We start from the raw sequence: 14,211 nt of genomic DNA, 5'->3' as shown, positions 1-14,211 counted from the left end.
CATAGGGAGGAGTCGACCGCCCACCCGGCGGCCGCGGAGCACCACCTCCTGGTCAATCATCCGAGAGGGCCCTCATGACCGCCTCGCACCTCCTCGTTCCCGTGCCGATCCCGGACCGGGTCACCGAAATGATCGGGTCCTGCATCCCGCCGCACATCGTGCAGGCGGAGTTCGACGCCGAGTGCGCCGCCCGCGAGGTCCGCAGGTTCCGCGGCCCCCGGCTCGGCATCGAGGACCGGGCCGACCGCGAGCAGGCTCTGTCCGAACTGGCGAGGGCCAACAAGGTCCTGGCCGCCCACCACCCCCGGCTGGCGGTGCGCCCCGGCAACTCCTGGTGATGACTCACCCGCGCCCCGCCCGCTCCGCGCCTCCCTCGCGAAAAAATGGCGCACCCCGGGCAGCTCGGAGGCCGAGCCGCGTACGACGCTCGTCGGGCAACACCTCCGGACACCGGGCCCGCAACGACCGCGCCCGAGCCCCCGCCCGCGTGGGCAGGGGCTCTCTGCGGGCACAAGGCCCAGGGCCTTTCTTTCGGATCAGGCCCGATCCGAAAAAGGTGCCCTAGTCGTGCTTGAGGGAGTCCTTCACGCCCTTGGCCCGTTCGCCCGCGTGGTGCACGGCACCTTTGACCTGACCCTTGGCCTGGTCCGTCTTGCCTTCGGCTTGCTTGCGTCGGTCGCCGGTCATCTTGCCCATGGCTTCCTTGGCCTTGCCCTTGGCCTTGTCCTTGGCGCTACTCACTACTGCTCCTTGGATCGTACGGATGGTGCCTGCCCAAAGTAGGACAGGTCTGCCTATGTCGCCTGCGGTGAGAGGGACGCCCCCGTCGGATCCGCCACTCCGAAGCCGTTGTCGCACCGGCGGCGTACCGGGAGGGCAGCCATGCGCCTTCCCCGACCGCGCTTCGACCAGTCGGCGGGTATCCGCTGCGACTCCCCTCCACGGTGAACCAATCGTCGAAGGGGTCGCGCAGAAGGTGCCGGCCCCCGGATCCGGTGAGCCCGTGGCGACCGGGGTGAACGTTGCGTTCGATGACCGGCAGGAACTTCTCCTGGAGGTCGGTGCCAGGGAAGGCGGGGGCGACCAGGGCCCGGCGCACCGCGTGCTCACGGCCGCTGAACTGCAGGATCGTCCGGCCCCGCACCGGTTCGATCTGCCAGTCGTAGTTGTCGGTGGTGAACTCTCCCGTCTTGTCCTTGAAGACCCGCTCGACGTCCTCGTACCGGGAGACGAGGTAACTGTCCGTGGCCTCGTGGTGGATCAGCGGGGCGCTCTCCCTCGTGGTCCGGCAGGCCCCGTAGGGGTCGGCGGCGAAGGCGGGCGAGAGAATGTCGGCGGTGGCGACACGTGCGACTCCTGTGGGGCAGAGGTCATGATGCTCCACAGTGGTGAACGGGCAACGCCATCAAAGTTATTGAGCCGCCGTCCGCCTCCACACCCCCTGGGAGAACGTCATGCCCGCCGGTCCGCGCCCGTCCGTCCTCTTCGTCACCGACCTCGCGTACCAGGCGCGCGGCCGCCGCTACTGCGACGAGGACATCTTTCTCACCTCGCGGCTGCGTGAGGAGTTCGATGTCGCGCTCTGTCATCCGCGGGACGCGGCGGCGCTGCTGGACGGCTTCGACGCCGTCGTCGTCCGCAACAGCGGTCCGGTGCTGCACTACCAGGAGGCGTACGACACGTTCTGCGCCCGCGCCCGCGAGCGGAAGGTGCCGGTGTACAACCCGCTGACCGGGCGCGGTGACATGGCGGGCAAGCAGTATCTGGTCGATCTGAGCGCGGCGGAGTACCCGGTGATCGCGACCGTGGACCGAGCAAGCGATCTGGGGCTGCTGCCCGTGGCGGCGGAGTATGTGATCAAGCCGAAGCTGGGCGCGGACTCGGTCGGGCTGCGCTTCGTCACGCCGGACGCGCTCGCGGCCGAGGTGGGCGCCGAGCCGGACGGCAGCGTGCTCGTCCAACCGAGGATCGACTTCCGCTACGAGGTGTCCTTCTTCTTCATCGACCGCGACTTCCAGTACGCGCTCCACGCACCGCACCCAGAGCAGCGCTGGGTGCTGGATCCGTACGAGCCGACGGCGACGGATCTGGACTTCGCCCACCGGTTCGTGGAGTGGAACGACCTCGCGCACGGCATCCAGCGCGTCGACGCCTGCCGGGCGGCGGACGGTGAGCTGCTGCTCGTCGAGCTGGAGGACCTCAATCCGTACCTCTCACTGGACCGGGTGACGGACGAGGTGCGGGAGGCGTTCGTGGCCCGGATGAAGACGTCGGTACGGGCGCTGCTGCGCTGACCCGTCCGGCCGTCCCCCACATGCGGGCCCGGACCGTCTCCGGCGCCTGACGCCGATTTCGCGCTGCCCGACCGGCACGGCGCGTCACGCGCGGCGGCCACCCCGTAGCCATCACCTCTCCGGCCGTCGCGGCGCGACCAGACAGAAGGCGCCACTCCGGTGCCGATATCTGCTCGCGTCATTGCGTGGTCGGGCGGTACCTGCCGGAGGCCCAGGTGTGGCTGGTGGCGACGATGGACGTGACGATGTCGAGTTCGGCTTCGTCTCGAGGCCCGTAGACAAGCACCATGCCCGGAGCGAGCCGGACTCCGGCGAGCGGATGTGCCACGGCCCAGCCGTGCGCGACCGCGTCGGCAGCCAGGTGCACAGGCAGCGCGACATGCAGCGAACCGTCGGTGTCAGGGTGCAGGTGTGCGAACTCCCCGGCATGCGGTACGAGGAATGCGTCGTCGGGACCGCCCTGCGGTGCCGTGACCATGAATCCACGCGCGCCGGGAACAGAGAGGGCGGACTGACGGCTGTGTACGCCGGGTAGCGCGCTCAACCGGGCGAACAGCTTCTCCTGCACCTCGGCAGGTGCGTTGTCGGTACGTTGCTGCTGGGGAATCGTCGTAGTGACGTCGGGACGCGGACCGGCCCGGTCCGGAAGGTCCCCGGGCAACGTTTCCCAATGAGCCGGCGCGGGTACCGGCCGTCCCTGCCGGGCGAGGTAGGCTGCCCGCCCGACCAGCCAGCCTGCCAGGGCCGCCAGCGCGTCACGGGCGATTCCATGTCCGACCGGGTCACGCCGGGAGATCGCAGGTGCCCCCGACTCGACGGTCAGGTAACGCCATGTCCGGTCGAGCAGGTCGCGGGGAATGACCTGGTCGTGATCGCCTTGTGCGACGAAGACGGGCACTCCGGCGAGCTGTGCGGCATCGGTGGGCACCCCTGCCTCGAACGGCAGCGTTCCGTACAGGATCGCCGCACCGGCGAACCGCGCGGGATCGTCCAGCACAAGGCCTCCCGCGAAGGCGGCTCCGCCGCTGAAGCCGACGAGAATGACCGGGCGGCCCGGCGGGGCGATGCCGTCGAGCCACAGCCGGAACCAGTCCATGGTGGCCCGCAGCGACTCCGCGACGGGACGGCCGACGCCACGGTTGGCGAACCAGGCGAAGCCGCCGTGTTCAGCGATAGGAGCGCGAACCGCCGCGTAGGAAAGGCCACGGGGCAGAGCGTCCGCCAGCCCGATGATCTCGGTCTCACGCGAGCCGCGGCCGTGCAACAGAACGACCAGTGGTCCCTCCGTGTCTCCTCGGGTCACCACAACAGGTGTGTCGAAACGGCTCACCACGCGCCTCCCGTGTCAGTGCCGTGGGTCGGTGTCGCAGGAGTAGTGCTCACGGATGCTGTCCCTTCGGGCGGTCGGGCCGAGCAGTACACGGCCGGTCCGCCGAGGCCGGTTGTTGCCGGCGGTGGGTGAGAGGTGAAAAGACCCCGCGCGTGATCGTGATCCGTGTCCTGGGCCCGCAGGAAGGCCACCCGTCCAGGCAGCTCGTGCTCGACGACGAAGCGGAGGACGTCGCTGGAGAAGTCCACAGCGAACAACCGCAGTCAGTTACGGATGAGCAGCACGAGAGCAGCGAGCACGGCGGCGAGCACCAAGGCCGCGACGCCGTATACAAGCCGATGGGCCCGCAGCCCGGGAAGAAAACGGTCGACGGCGAACCTGCCCGGCCCGGTGAGGGCCAGCCCGGCCGCACCTGCGGACAGCAGGACTTCATACTCGACACCCGTCGGGGCGAAGAAGCCGCCGCCCCACTTGACTGCGAGCGCGTTGATCATGGTGCCGAGCACGGCCGCGCCCGCGAGCGGCGTGAGCAGCCCGAACACAAGGCCGAGTCCGCCGAGGACTTCACTGAGTCCGGCAATCAGCGCCATGGTTTCGCCGGAAGGATAGCCACTCATGGTGAAGAACTGACCAAAGCCTTCAAGCCCGCCGCCACCGAACCAGCCGAAGAGTTTCTGCGCGCCGTGGGCCGCCACTGTCAGACCGAGGACCAGGCGCAGGACCAGCAACCCCACATCGTAGACGTACGGAGAGGGACCCTCCGTGCGGGCGCCGGAGGAGTCGCGGGTGGTGCGCGGGATGGAGGTCATTTTTTGTCCCCTTCTGCAGGGAGTGGAAGTTGAACATTCAAGCGTCAGGTAAAGCGTACCTGTTGCGTGAAACTTCAAGCAACTTCGCCTCGTCGTCGATCGGTCGCGGACCACCAGTGCGTCTTCGCGGCCGCCGGCGGCCGGTACGTGGCGCGTGTCGACGACGCGCACATCCATTACGGGGTGCCGGCTGTCACGTATGTGTTCACGAGACAGTGATGAGGGAGCGTATGAGGGGCGGAATCGAGGACGTCGTCCGCGGGGGCGTGGGCCTGCTGCTGGCCACCGCGCTGCTGGGGGCGGCCTGGCCGCTCTGGCAGCAGGCGGAACGGCTGCGCGCCGACGACGTGGACTTCGCGAAGGTGGCGGTGGTCGAGGACGGGCACCCCACCGACCAGCTGAAGGTGTGCGGGGACCGCTATCGCAAGCCGTACTGCATGCAGCGGGAACGCGTCACTGTGCGGGTCACCGACTACGCGCTCAAGCGCGCGTCCACGGTGTACACGCTGGAGCTGACCCGGGCGGACAAGCGCGCGATGGAGCTGCGCTACCTCGACCACCGCTCGCACGAGGAGCGGGACTCCGTGTACGGACGGGCACGGGCCGGGGAGCCGGTGACTCTGTTGTGGTGGCGCGGATCGGTACGGATGATCCAGGCCGGTGAGGGCGACGACACCGCCACCGTGCGCACCGGCCACTACCCGGGACGGCTCTTCAGCGGGCCCGCCGCCCTGGCCTCCGCGCTGTGCGGGATCGGCCTCGGGCCGCTGTGGGCGGCGCTGTGGCTGCTGCTGCGCGGGCGGCGCAATCCGCTGACGATGGCCTGGCAGTGGCTGGCACCGGCGCTCGCACTGGGGGCCGCGGGCGGTGTCGGCGCGCTGGTGGCGCTGATCGCGCCACGGCCCGAAGCGGTGGTGCGGGGCTTCGCGGTGGCGGCGGTCGCCCTGCTGGTATCGACCCTGCTGGGGCTGCGGTGGTGGACGCGGCTGCCGCGCACGTGCGAGGTGGAGCCGGTCGACCCGGTCGAGGTGCACGCGGTGGACGGCGCCGTCGTGGGAACGGGCCCGTGGAAGCTGGACATCAAGGGCCCGCTGTACGTGGGGCCCGGGGTGCTGGGCACCACACCCGACCCCTGCGCGAAGGTGGCGTTGAAGCCGCTGCCGGGCCCGCTGCGGGTGCTCGCCGTACGGCCGCCGTTCCGCAGTGATCCGCGAGCGGTGCGACGGTACTCGATCACCCCCTGCATCGGCGAGGAAGCGCGCGCGAAGACCGAAGGGCCGGTACCAGCAGGTGGGGGCAGAGGCGACCCATCCGCTGGTCGCCGTCTGTGAGGTACTGGACGGGCCGGGGCGCGGCTCGCGGGTGCTGATAGGGGCGCCGGAGCAGGACATGCCCGAGGTGCTGGGAGCCATCGCCGCGCACGCGCGGCGATGGCTCTGAACCAGTACGTCAGCAGCGCCTGTGACGTGCGATCGTCGCGCACGCGCGAGGGTGGCCGACGGCACACGCCCCGGCCACGTCGATGGCGTGGGCGCTGCCGACGACGCCCGGGGTCCACGGTTCGAACCAGTCGGGCGATCGCGGGGGCGTGATTCCCGTCGGCCGAGGCCGGCCGCATCATCGCGCGCCGGTGCCGCACCGAACTGGTGCCGCCCCGCCGCACGATCTGCTGTCACTGCCGACCGGACCGAGCAATTCGCGGACACCCCAGCCGCCGGGCAGGTCGCCCAGTGCCAAGTCCGTGGTGACGACCAGGTCGGCGTTGTGGATCAGCAGATCGGCGGTGGTCACGGTTCCCCGTCGGTGCAGTCGTCCAGGATGGACAACGCCGCGGCGGTCGCGGCGATCGGATCGCCGGCGAGTACGGCCTCGAACAGCGCGGTGTGGAACGGGTCGTCGCCCGCGTCATCCATGCACTGGTTGGCCTTGACGGTCTCCCACAGGGCGTCGCTCATGTTCCGGTAGAGGTCACCGAGTAGCCATTTGTGGGAAGCCTCGGCGATGTACAGGTGGAAGTCGACGTCGACGTCGGCGTCGGTGAAGGCGTCCAGGTCGGCCGCCCGGCCTGCGACAGCGCGACGTTCCATGGCCTCCCGGAGCTTGTCCAGGTCCTCCTCGGTGCGCATGGTCGCGGCCAGTCGGGCCGCGACGATGTCCAGACCCCGCCCGACGTCGAGAATATCGGCGGTCTCTGCCCGGCCGAGGTGGCGGCGGAGCGCGACCTGGCCCTCGTCCGTGGCGGTCACGTAAGTGCCGTCGCCCTGACGGGCGGTCAGCAGCCGGGCGTGAATGAGCACGCGGACAGCCTCGCGGATCGAGAGCCGGCTTACGCCCAGAGTCTCGGCGAGTTGGCTCTCCGGGGGGATCCGGTCACCGACCTGCCAGGCGCCCCGGGAGATTTCCCTTCGCAGTTCGATGATCAAGGTGTCGACGATCGACACTCGTCGTAGATCGCGACCTGGCACGGCGTCATCTATGTTGAATCGGCTGACGAGGATGATGACGGCCGGATACATCGGCCTGTTCCGAATCTACTGTTTGTCCAGCGGATGCCCCAGTTGGGTCGACTTCAGGGCCGGGTGCGTCGCTCGGCGGCGTCGAACGCGGGCACGAGCGGGAGCAGTGCCGCGCGGAGTTGGTCGGGCAGTGAGCCGGAGGGCACGACCAGTCCTCCGGCGCCGAAACTCCCGGTGGCCCCTGCGTTCCCGGCCGGCCGGAGCCAGCCTTCCAACGCGATGCGAACCGCCGCGGCCACGCTCGCCGCGAGAACGCGGGCTGTGTGCGCTCCGGCGTCACCTAGGCGTTCGGCGATCACCGCCGTGAGAGGGGGCTCGATGCTGGTGGTGGTATCGAGGAACGCGTCGCGCAGCGCGGTCCGGGTGGTAATCAGCAGCAGCGCCTCATGTTCGCGCTCACCGGTGTTCGTGTACTGCTCGACCACTGCTTCGGTGACGGCGTCAGCCAGGCGCACTCCTGCGGGCCGGGCCGCGACCGCCGCCGCGATCCGCGCCTCCCGGTCCGCGGTAACAGCGGAGACGATCGCCTGCTCGCGGCTGGCGAAGTAGTTGTTGTAGGTGCGCGGCGAGACCCCGGCCGCCTCGGCGATGTCCTCGACCCGCACCTGGTCCGGTCCGCGCTCCATGGCCAGGCGCAGGGCCGCCTTGCGTAGCGCCTCGCGCGTGGCCTGCTTCTTCCGTTCCCGCAGCCCTGGTGGTGTCGTCACGGTGTCAGCGTTCCACACAGGGCTGCGTGCGCGCAAACTTGCGTGTACGCACTTTTGATGTCAGCCTCGCCCCGACCGGGACCGACAGAGAGGACGTCACCATGCGAGCAAGAGGAATGACCTACGACACCGGATTCGTCGTGCACGGCCAGATATCCCGCGAGCACTTCGACCCTGCGGTGGTCCGGCGCGAGCTCGCCATCATCCGCGACGACCTGCACTGCAACGCGGTCCAGATCATCGGCGGTGACCCGGACCGAATGGAGCTGGCCGCCGGTGCCGCCGCCGAGCTCGGCCTGGAGGTCTGGTTCTCGCCCTATCCGCTGGAGCTGAATCCGGAGCAGATCCTCACGCTCTTCCGCGACTGCGCCGAGCGAGCGGAACGGCTCCGACAGCAGGGGGCCACAGTTGTGTTCGTCGCAGGGGTCGAGCTGAGCGTGATGAACCGCGGGTTCCTGCCCGGAGAGAGCCCCGAGGAGCGGGTCGAGCAGCTGATGAGCCAACCCGAGCGGCGGGCCGAAGCGATGCGTGAGCTCGGCGTGCGCATCAACGCATTCCTCCGCGACGCCGCGGCCACGGTCCGCGAGCGCTTCCAGGGCAAGCTCACCTACGCATCCATCCAGTTCGAACAGGTCGACTGGACCCCCTTCGACATTGTGACGTTCGAGCTGATCCGCTCCGCCGAGGTCGCCGACCGGTTCCGGGACGCGGTGCGCACCCTGGCCCAAGGCCCGAAGCCGCTCGCCATCACCGGGTTCGGCACCGCGGCCTACCGCGGCGCAGGAGACCGCGGTGGGCGGGTGCTGGAAGTGGTCGAGTACGACCCGGAGACCAAGGCCCCTGTACGGCTGAACGGCATATACGAGCGTGACGAGGCCGGCCAAGCCGCATATCTGAGCGAACTGCTGGAGATCTTCGAGGCCGAGGGTGTGGACAGCTCGTTCGTGTTCTTGTTCGCCTTGCCTGGTTACCCGCACCGCCCGGACGGGGATCCCAGGGACGACTTGGACCGGGCCGGCCTGGGCATCGTCAAACTCCTCGAAGGGCGCCGGGGGCAGACCTACCCCGACATGGAATGGGAACCCAAGGCCGCCTTCGCGGCAGTGGCGCAGCGGTATCGGAGATGACAGGCCCCGCGCACGGTATCCACGCCTCGGGATCTGCACTGCGCCGCAGTGCAGATCCCGAGCAGATGGAAGCGGTATTCGCCGAACTCGCCGCAGACCTCGCGCCGGTCTACCGCCGCCGCGACCTGCGGGCCAACGGCGTGTTGTACCTGCGCGGGTTACTGATGCCGGGCGTTGCGGGCAACTGCTGGTCGATCGCGGAGGCAGTCGGCCTGGACCGACCGTATCGCCTGCACCACCTGCTCGAACGCGCCTGCTGGGAGGAGGACGCCGCGAGAGACATGGTGCGCGCGTTCCTGACCCGCCACCTTGGCGCCGACGGCGGGGTCCTGATCTTCGACGAGACGGGGCAGGCGAAGAAGGGGACGAAGACCGCGGCCGTGGGTCGGCAGTATTCCGGCACGATGGGCCGGGTCGAGAACGTGATCGTCGCGGTGTACACGACGTACGCGACCAAGCGGGGCCACGCCCTCATCGACCGGGACCTGTACGTGCAGGCCGACTGGTTCGCCGATCCGGCGCGGATGGCGACGGCGGGTTTCCCTAAAGATCACGCGTTTGCCACCAAGCCGGCGCTCGCCCTCGCGCAGGCGAAACGGGCGCTGGCCGCCGGGATCAGACCGGAGTGGGCGACCGGGGACGAGGTGTACGGACGCAGCCGGGAGCTGCGCGAGTTCTTGGAAGGCGCCGGCATCGGCTATGTGTTCGCGGTACCCGTCGACCACCAGCTCACCACCTCCGGCGGCGGGCGCATGCGCGCGGACCAGGCACTGCACCTGGTCGAGCCGGACGGGTGGAACCGCCGCTCACGTGGAGCGGGTGCGAAGGGCCAGCGCTCCTACGACTGGGCGTGGATCGCCACCGACCACCCGCGCCGATGGCTGCTCATCCGCCGCTCCATCGCCGATCCGAGCGAAATCGCGTACTTCTACGCCTACACGCCCGAGGGCCATCCCTGCCCCCTGACCGACCTGGTCAAGATCGCCGGGATGAGATGGAAGGTGGAGGACGACTTCCAGGACCTGAGCCCGTCCACCATGGCGGGATGGTGTTTCGACGGACGGTTGTGCGCCACGGCGAGTGAGGCGGGACAGCGAGAAGACGACCACGGCGTCCACGTGCCCGCCGCGCACGGCCGCCATCATCTCCTCGAACCCGGGACGGTGGATGCTCGGGTCCCATCCGGACTTGCCGACGTCCTCCAAGTGGCCCGCGTCGCTCCACCCCTTCGACGCGATCAGCGAGGCGCACCGCTCGCGCTGCGCCACAGGGGATGACTGGGAGTCGTCCTCACGCCGCTTTGACTGACGGATGTAAGAGAATGCACGTACGTGATCAAGGCTCGGCGCAGCGCCCTGCCTGTGCTTCCTGAGAGGTGTCATGTGCCTAGTGTGGTAAAGATCAACGTACTGACCGTCCCCGCCGAGCATCGGGAGACGCTGGAGAAGCGCTTCGTATCCCGTGCCCATGCCGTAGAGAGTTCCGACGGGTTCGAGTGGTTCGAACTCCTCCGCCCCGTCGAAGGCACCGACAACTACCTCGTCTACACGCGGTGGCGTGACGAGGACTCCTTCCAAGCCTGGATGGAGGGCCCTATGAAGGCCGCCCACCAGGGCAGTGGCGCACAGAGCGACGAACATCCCAAGCCGGCGGCAAGCGGGTCCACACTGTGGTCCTTCGAGGTCGTGCAGCAAGCGGCGCCGACAAGCGTGTAGAGAGGCCGTCGCGCGAACGGCTTCGGCATCGCGAGTGAGCGCTTCCGCCCCGAGCCGGCCTTCGCCGAAGGGTCGATGAAGCCGAAGGTGCATGCCGCGGTGCGGGTCGCGAAGGCCGTCGGACGCGCGCTCATCGACCCGCTGGACCGCCTGGACGACCTCCTGTGGCGACGGGTCGGCACGGAGATCCGCTCCGATGTCGCCGATGGGATCGTCTTCGTCTGAGCCGAGGGAGTCGCCTTCGCGTGCGGCTGAGGGATCTCCTTCGTATGCCCGGAGGGGATCACCTTGGCGTGCGGCTGAGGGATCTCCTTCGCGTGCGCCGAGGAAATCACCTTCGTGCATGCGAAGGGGTTCACCTTCGTTCGAGCCGCCGCACGAGCGCCCGCGTGACGCTCAACCGACCTGCTCCGCCTACTCGTTGGAGGACCACAAATGGGCCGCAGCCGCGCTGCGGCCCATCTCCAGGTGCTTCAGCACGAGCTCCTCGACGCGCGGCACGTCCCGCGCCACGATCGCGTCGTAAAGATTCTCGTGCTCCCTCGCCACACCCAGCAGGTCGTCGTGCCGGCTGAGCAGCCAGCGCATGCGGCTGCGAAGGGTGCGCTCCAGCTCGCTCAGCAGCTCGTTCGCGGCCAGTGACGTCACTGTCTCGTGGAAGTCGGCCGCGGCGCGCCTCGCCTGTACGGCGTCTCCGCGCCGCGCCGCCTCCAGCTCGGCATCGAGGTCGGCGCGCAGCTTCTCCAGCCCCGCGCGGGTACGCCGCTGAGCCGCCAGCCGGAACGTCAGCGTCTCCAGCGCGGAACGCACCTCGCCCAGGTCCGAGACGTCGGTGGGGTTGAACTCCCGCACCACCGCCCAGGTCCGCGGCCGGGGCGTCACAAGGCCCTCCGTCACCAGTGCCTTCAGGGCATCGCGGATGGGCAGCCGGCTCACTCCGAGCTCTGCGGCCAGCTCACGCTCGACGAGCTTGCTGCCGGGCCGACGCACACCATCGAGAATGTCGTCGCGCAACTGACGAGTGACCCGATCCGACTCGGGCTCGAAGCCTTCAGAACCTGCCATGTCGCTCATTCTCTCATCACGTCGAGGAACGTCAGGTTTGGTATACCGCGGTCCTCCGCCGACCGCACCCGTCACGGTCAGGCGTGCGCGTAGCCCCGCTCCCGCACCAGGCGGCCGGCGAGCCGGGTGAAGGCCCGAGCCGCCGCGCTCCGGTACGCGCCTACGGGCCTGGCGCGGACGGTGTCGCAGCGAGCATCGAGTACGCCGTTGCCGTACCCGGTGTGACCGGCATCGTCATCTGCGGTCACTCGGCGTGCGGTGCGATGACCGCCCAGGCCGAGGGGCACGACCTGAGCGCGGCCCCGGTGATCGCGGACTGGCTGCGGCATGCGGACGCGGCCCGCGCCATGGCTCGGGAGACCGCGGCTCCCCGCCGCATCGGCCGAGTCCAGGGTGACCACCCTCGTACGCGCGAATGTGGTCGCGCAGCCGCAGAACCTGCGCACCCACCCCTCAGTGGCCCGCGCGCTCGCCGAGCAGCAACTCTCACTGCATGGCTGGATGTTCGACATCGCGTCCGGGGCGGCCCGGACGCTCGACGACATCGATCGCGCCTCCGCGGCGGCCTGGCCCCCGGCCGGTCCGTTCCCGCTCTCCCCCTCACCTGCCGCGCCTCCCCCGGGCCGGCGCCCATGAAAGAAAACCCTCATGATTCATGCCGGGTTCTCCCCCCACCGCCCGTGAGGCCGTGTCCGCGGCCGCTGTTGCGGCCAACACCAGCAAGGACCTGACATGGCAGGAGATCGCTGACGCGGCCGGTCTGTCCGTGGCCTTCGTGACGGCCGCCGTACTGGGCCTGGCACGCGCTGCCCGAGGACTCCGCCAACGCGGTCGGTAGGCTCCTCGGCCTTGACGAGGAAGCGGTGCTGCTCCTGCAGACCACCCCGACCCGTGGCTCCATCCCCCGGCGGCATCCCGACCGACCCGACGATCTACCGCTTCTACGAGATGCTCCAGGTCTACGGCACCACCCTCAAGGCCCTGGTCCACGAGCAGTTCGGCGCCGCCATGGCCCGCACCCTGGCGAAGGCCGACCCCGGCCACACCATCGTCAACCGGTACGGCGGCATGTCCCTCATCCCGGCCGGTGAGCACGGTCACGTCGACTACATCCGGGAGGTCACCACCAACCTGGACATCGTCGTCGACGTCGACGACGTCAACAACTCGGCTGGACCGCCCTCCTGGAGGCCGTCATCCTCGGCGACGGCGGAGAGGACCACCAGGAGTCCGTGAAGCTCCCCCTGGACGGGGGCGGGGACCCGTCCATCGCGGACAAGTCCGGCACGACGGCACTCGAGCACGCCGAGGAGCGCGGCTACGACGAGATCGCCCGGCTGTTGCGGAAGTGACGCACCGCCTGCAGCAGCATGCGACTACAGACGGTCTTGGACCAGCTTTCCGTCGCGGGCGACGACCCGGCCGCCATGGACGACCAGGTCACGGGTGGGCATGTCCACCACGACCTGCGGCAGCCCTTCTCCGCGTACGAGGATGAAGTCGGCCGGCGAGCCGGGCCGCAGGTCGGCCCGGTCCAGACCCATCACCTCGGCGCCGCCGTACGCGCCCGCCTCGAAGCAGTCCGTCAGCTCCTGGTCCAGGCGCACGCCGGTCACCCGGCCCAGGATGTGCGCACGGTGCAGCATGTCAGCGTTCCCGAACGGGCTCCACGAGTCGCGCACCCCGTCCGAGCCCAGACCGACCCGTACACCGTACTCACGGAGCTTGGCGACCGGCAGCACCAGCGACGCACTCGGCGCGACAGTCGTCAGCGAGATGTCGAGGTCGGCCAAGTCCTTTGCAATACCTGCCAGTTCACTGTCGGACAGGGACGGAAGGCAGAAAACATGGCTGACGGTGACCCTGCCGCGCAGGGACAGCGCCCGGGTGCGGTCGATGATGCCGCGCAGGACCGGCACGCCCTTGTCGCCGCGGTCATGGAGGTGGATGTCCACCCCGACGCCGTAGCGGTCGGCGAGACCGAAGACCAGATCCAGCTGCTCGTCCATGGCGTTGTCGAAGCCGATCGGGTCGATGCCGCCGATGAAGTCCACGACCCCGCTGCGGACCGCCTCCTCGAGCAGGTCCGCGGTACCCGGTGTGCGGATGACACCGTGCTGCGGGAACGCCACGGTCTGCACGTCCAGGGCATGCTTCAGGCGCTCACGAGCCTCGGCGAGCCCTTCCACGCAGGCCAGCCCGTAGGCCGGGGCGACATCCGCGTGCGCACGCATCGCGCGGGTGCCTCGAGTCACCGCGTGGGCCATCAGGCCGTACGCCCGCTCCCCCACCGGACGCCGCTGACTGCGGAACAACTCCGCTTCCTGTTCGGCCAGTTCGGCGATCGAATCGGCCGGTTTGCGCGACACCCACTCACCACCCCATGTCGTCTTGTCCGGGTGAATGTGCGCATCCACCAAGGACGGCAGGGCGATCCGGCCGTCACCGTCGATCACATCGGCCCCCGCAGGAGCCGCACCCTCACCGATCCGGCCGTCGACCACGACCAGATCCTCCGGCTCGCGCGCCCCGAAGGGCCGCACATTACGGAAGACCACGTCCCTCAGCGGTCTTGTCCCGGCGTCGGCGCGAGCCGATGTGGATGCCGTGGACGGGTCGGCCGCTGAGCTACGGAACGTCATGTGCGA

Annotated in this window: 14 protein-coding genes and 5 pseudogenes; 9 read left to right on the top strand and 10 right to left on the bottom strand. The window is 69.4% G+C overall.

Features of this window, described 5'->3' with window-relative positions:
• The first annotated feature begins 74 nt into the window (after positions 1-74).
• Complete coding sequence (locus AB0I23_RS11635; protein WP_359109044.1) at positions 75-338, top strand: hypothetical protein; 264 nt, start codon at positions 75-77, stop codon at positions 336-338.
• 223 nt (positions 339-561) lie between these two features.
• Here AB0I23_RS11635 and AB0I23_RS11630 read toward each other — a convergent pair whose 3' ends face one another.
• Positions 562-741: a CsbD family protein gene (locus AB0I23_RS11630; protein ID WP_359109043.1), complete on the bottom strand. Its 180-nt coding sequence runs from the start codon at positions 739-741 to the stop codon at positions 562-564.
• A 280-nt stretch (positions 742-1,021) separates the two neighbouring features.
• Positions 1,022-1,384, bottom strand: a pseudogene (locus tag AB0I23_RS11625) (hypothetical protein); the annotation flags it as partial.
• Positions 1,385-1,454: 70 nt separating this feature from the next.
• On the opposite strand from AB0I23_RS11625, the gene AB0I23_RS11620 reads away from it, so the two are divergent.
• On the top strand, positions 1,455-2,294 hold the full coding sequence (locus AB0I23_RS11620; RefSeq protein WP_359109042.1) for a hypothetical protein: 840 nt from the start codon (positions 1,455-1,457) through the stop codon (positions 2,292-2,294).
• A gap of 178 nt (positions 2,295-2,472) precedes the next feature.
• Here the strand turns inward: AB0I23_RS11620 and AB0I23_RS11615 are convergent, their stop codons facing one another.
• Complete coding sequence (locus AB0I23_RS11615) at positions 2,473-3,624, bottom strand: luciferase domain-containing protein (RefSeq protein ID WP_359109041.1); 1,152 nt, start codon at positions 3,622-3,624, stop codon at positions 2,473-2,475.
• A gap of 263 nt (positions 3,625-3,887) precedes the next feature.
• Positions 3,888-4,433, bottom strand: a complete 546-nt coding sequence (locus AB0I23_RS11610) for a DoxX family protein (RefSeq protein ID WP_359109040.1) — start codon at positions 4,431-4,433, stop codon at positions 3,888-3,890.
• 230 nt (positions 4,434-4,663) lie between these two features.
• Here AB0I23_RS11610 and AB0I23_RS11605 point away from each other — a divergent pair, with 230 nt between their 5' ends.
• On the top strand, positions 4,664-5,764 hold the full coding sequence (locus tag AB0I23_RS11605; protein ID WP_359109039.1) for a hypothetical protein: 1,101 nt from the start codon (positions 4,664-4,666) through the stop codon (positions 5,762-5,764).
• Between the two features lie 286 nt (positions 5,765-6,050).
• On the opposite strand, the gene AB0I23_RS11600 is transcribed toward AB0I23_RS11605, so the two are convergent.
• The 3 genes from AB0I23_RS11600 to AB0I23_RS11590 form a co-directional block, all read right to left on the bottom strand.
• Entirely contained in the window at positions 6,051-6,224 is a 174-nt protein-coding gene (locus tag AB0I23_RS11600) for a hypothetical protein (RefSeq protein WP_359109038.1), read from the bottom strand.
• Positions 6,221-6,874 (bottom strand): FadR/GntR family transcriptional regulator, encoded by a 654-nt coding sequence (locus AB0I23_RS11595; protein ID WP_359109037.1) that lies wholly within the window; start codon positions 6,872-6,874, stop codon positions 6,221-6,223. The genes AB0I23_RS11600 and AB0I23_RS11595 overlap by 4 nt, the downstream gene beginning before the upstream one ends.
• 128 nt (positions 6,875-7,002) lie before the next feature.
• Positions 7,003-7,656, bottom strand: coding sequence for a TetR/AcrR family transcriptional regulator (locus tag AB0I23_RS11590; RefSeq protein ID WP_359109036.1), 654 nt, complete (start codon positions 7,654-7,656; stop codon positions 7,003-7,005).
• Between the two features lie 116 nt (positions 7,657-7,772).
• Here AB0I23_RS11590 and AB0I23_RS11585 point away from each other — a divergent pair, with 116 nt between their 5' ends.
• Together AB0I23_RS11585 and AB0I23_RS11580 are read left to right on the top strand one after the other, a co-directional pair.
• Entirely contained in the window at positions 7,773-8,783 is a 1,011-nt protein-coding gene (locus tag AB0I23_RS11585; protein WP_359109099.1) for a hypothetical protein, read from the top strand.
• Positions 8,732-9,796: pseudogene (locus AB0I23_RS11580) on the top strand (IS701 family transposase); the annotation flags it as partial. The gene AB0I23_RS11585 and the pseudogene AB0I23_RS11580, both read left to right, overlap by 52 nt.
• Before the next feature lie 114 nt (positions 9,797-9,910).
• On the opposite strand, the pseudogene AB0I23_RS11575 reads toward AB0I23_RS11580, so the two are convergent.
• Positions 9,911-10,165 (bottom strand): annotated as a pseudogene (locus tag AB0I23_RS11575) (recombinase family protein); the annotation flags it as partial.
• On the opposite strand from AB0I23_RS11575, the gene AB0I23_RS11570 reads away from it, so the two are divergent.
• Both AB0I23_RS11570 and AB0I23_RS11565 read left to right on the top strand, forming a co-directional pair.
• Positions 10,166-10,498 (top strand): antibiotic biosynthesis monooxygenase family protein, encoded by a 333-nt coding sequence (locus tag AB0I23_RS11570; RefSeq protein WP_359109035.1) that lies wholly within the window; start codon positions 10,166-10,168, stop codon positions 10,496-10,498.
• Between the two features lie 75 nt (positions 10,499-10,573).
• A complete protein-coding gene (locus AB0I23_RS11565) occupies positions 10,574-10,723 on the top strand; it encodes a hypothetical protein (protein ID WP_359109034.1) in 150 nt (49 codons plus the stop codon).
• Positions 10,724-10,912: 189 nt separating this feature from the next.
• On the opposite strand, the gene AB0I23_RS11560 is transcribed toward AB0I23_RS11565, so the two are convergent.
• Entirely contained in the window at positions 10,913-11,563 is a 651-nt protein-coding gene (locus AB0I23_RS11560; RefSeq protein ID WP_359109033.1) for a GntR family transcriptional regulator, read from the bottom strand.
• Between the two features lie 152 nt (positions 11,564-11,715).
• Between AB0I23_RS11560 and AB0I23_RS11555 the strand changes: the two are divergent.
• Together AB0I23_RS11555 and cynS are read left to right on the top strand one after the other, a co-directional pair.
• Positions 11,716-12,199, top strand: a pseudogene (locus AB0I23_RS11555) (carbonic anhydrase); the annotation flags it as partial.
• A gap of 12 nt (positions 12,200-12,211) precedes the next feature.
• A pseudogene (gene cynS / locus AB0I23_RS11550) lies at positions 12,212-12,565 on the top strand (cyanase); the annotation flags it as partial.
• Positions 12,566-12,939: 374 nt separating this feature from the next.
• Here cynS and AB0I23_RS11540 read toward each other — a convergent pair.
• Positions 12,940-14,205, bottom strand: coding sequence for an amidohydrolase (locus tag AB0I23_RS11540; protein WP_359109032.1), 1,266 nt, complete (start codon positions 14,203-14,205; stop codon positions 12,940-12,942).
• Positions 14,206-14,211 lie beyond the last annotated feature (6 nt).

Origin of the sequence: Streptomyces atratus (assembly GCF_040655115.1) — a bacterium.
Taxonomy (GTDB): domain Bacteria; phylum Actinomycetota; class Actinomycetes; order Streptomycetales; family Streptomycetaceae; genus Streptomyces; species Streptomyces atratus_D.
This window is presented reverse-complemented; position numbering and strand designations above follow the sequence as displayed.

What these genes read in the sequence shown, in the direction of transcription:
- AB0I23_RS11540 (WP_359109032.1), bottom strand. Translation starts at nt 14,205, where the DNA reads ATGACGTTCCGTAGCTCAGCGGCCGACCCGTCCACGGCATCCACATCG.
- AB0I23_RS11635 (WP_359109044.1), top strand. Translation starts at nt 75, where the DNA reads ATGACCGCCTCGCACCTCCTCGTTCCCGTGCCGATCCCGGACCGGGTC.
- AB0I23_RS11565 (WP_359109034.1), top strand. Translation starts at nt 10,574, where the DNA reads ATGAAGCCGAAGGTGCATGCCGCGGTGCGGGTCGCGAAGGCCGTCGGA.
- AB0I23_RS11560 (WP_359109033.1), bottom strand. Translation starts at nt 11,563, where the DNA reads ATGGCAGGTTCTGAAGGCTTCGAGCCCGAGTCGGATCGGGTCACTCGT.
- AB0I23_RS11610 (WP_359109040.1), bottom strand. Translation starts at nt 4,433, where the DNA reads ATGACCTCCATCCCGCGCACCACCCGCGACTCCTCCGGCGCCCGCACG.
- AB0I23_RS11585 (WP_359109099.1), top strand. Translation starts at nt 7,773, where the DNA reads ATGACCTACGACACCGGATTCGTCGTGCACGGCCAGATATCCCGCGAG.
- AB0I23_RS11605 (WP_359109039.1), top strand. Translation starts at nt 4,664, where the DNA reads ATGAGGGGCGGAATCGAGGACGTCGTCCGCGGGGGCGTGGGCCTGCTG.
- AB0I23_RS11620 (WP_359109042.1), top strand. Translation starts at nt 1,455, where the DNA reads ATGCCCGCCGGTCCGCGCCCGTCCGTCCTCTTCGTCACCGACCTCGCG.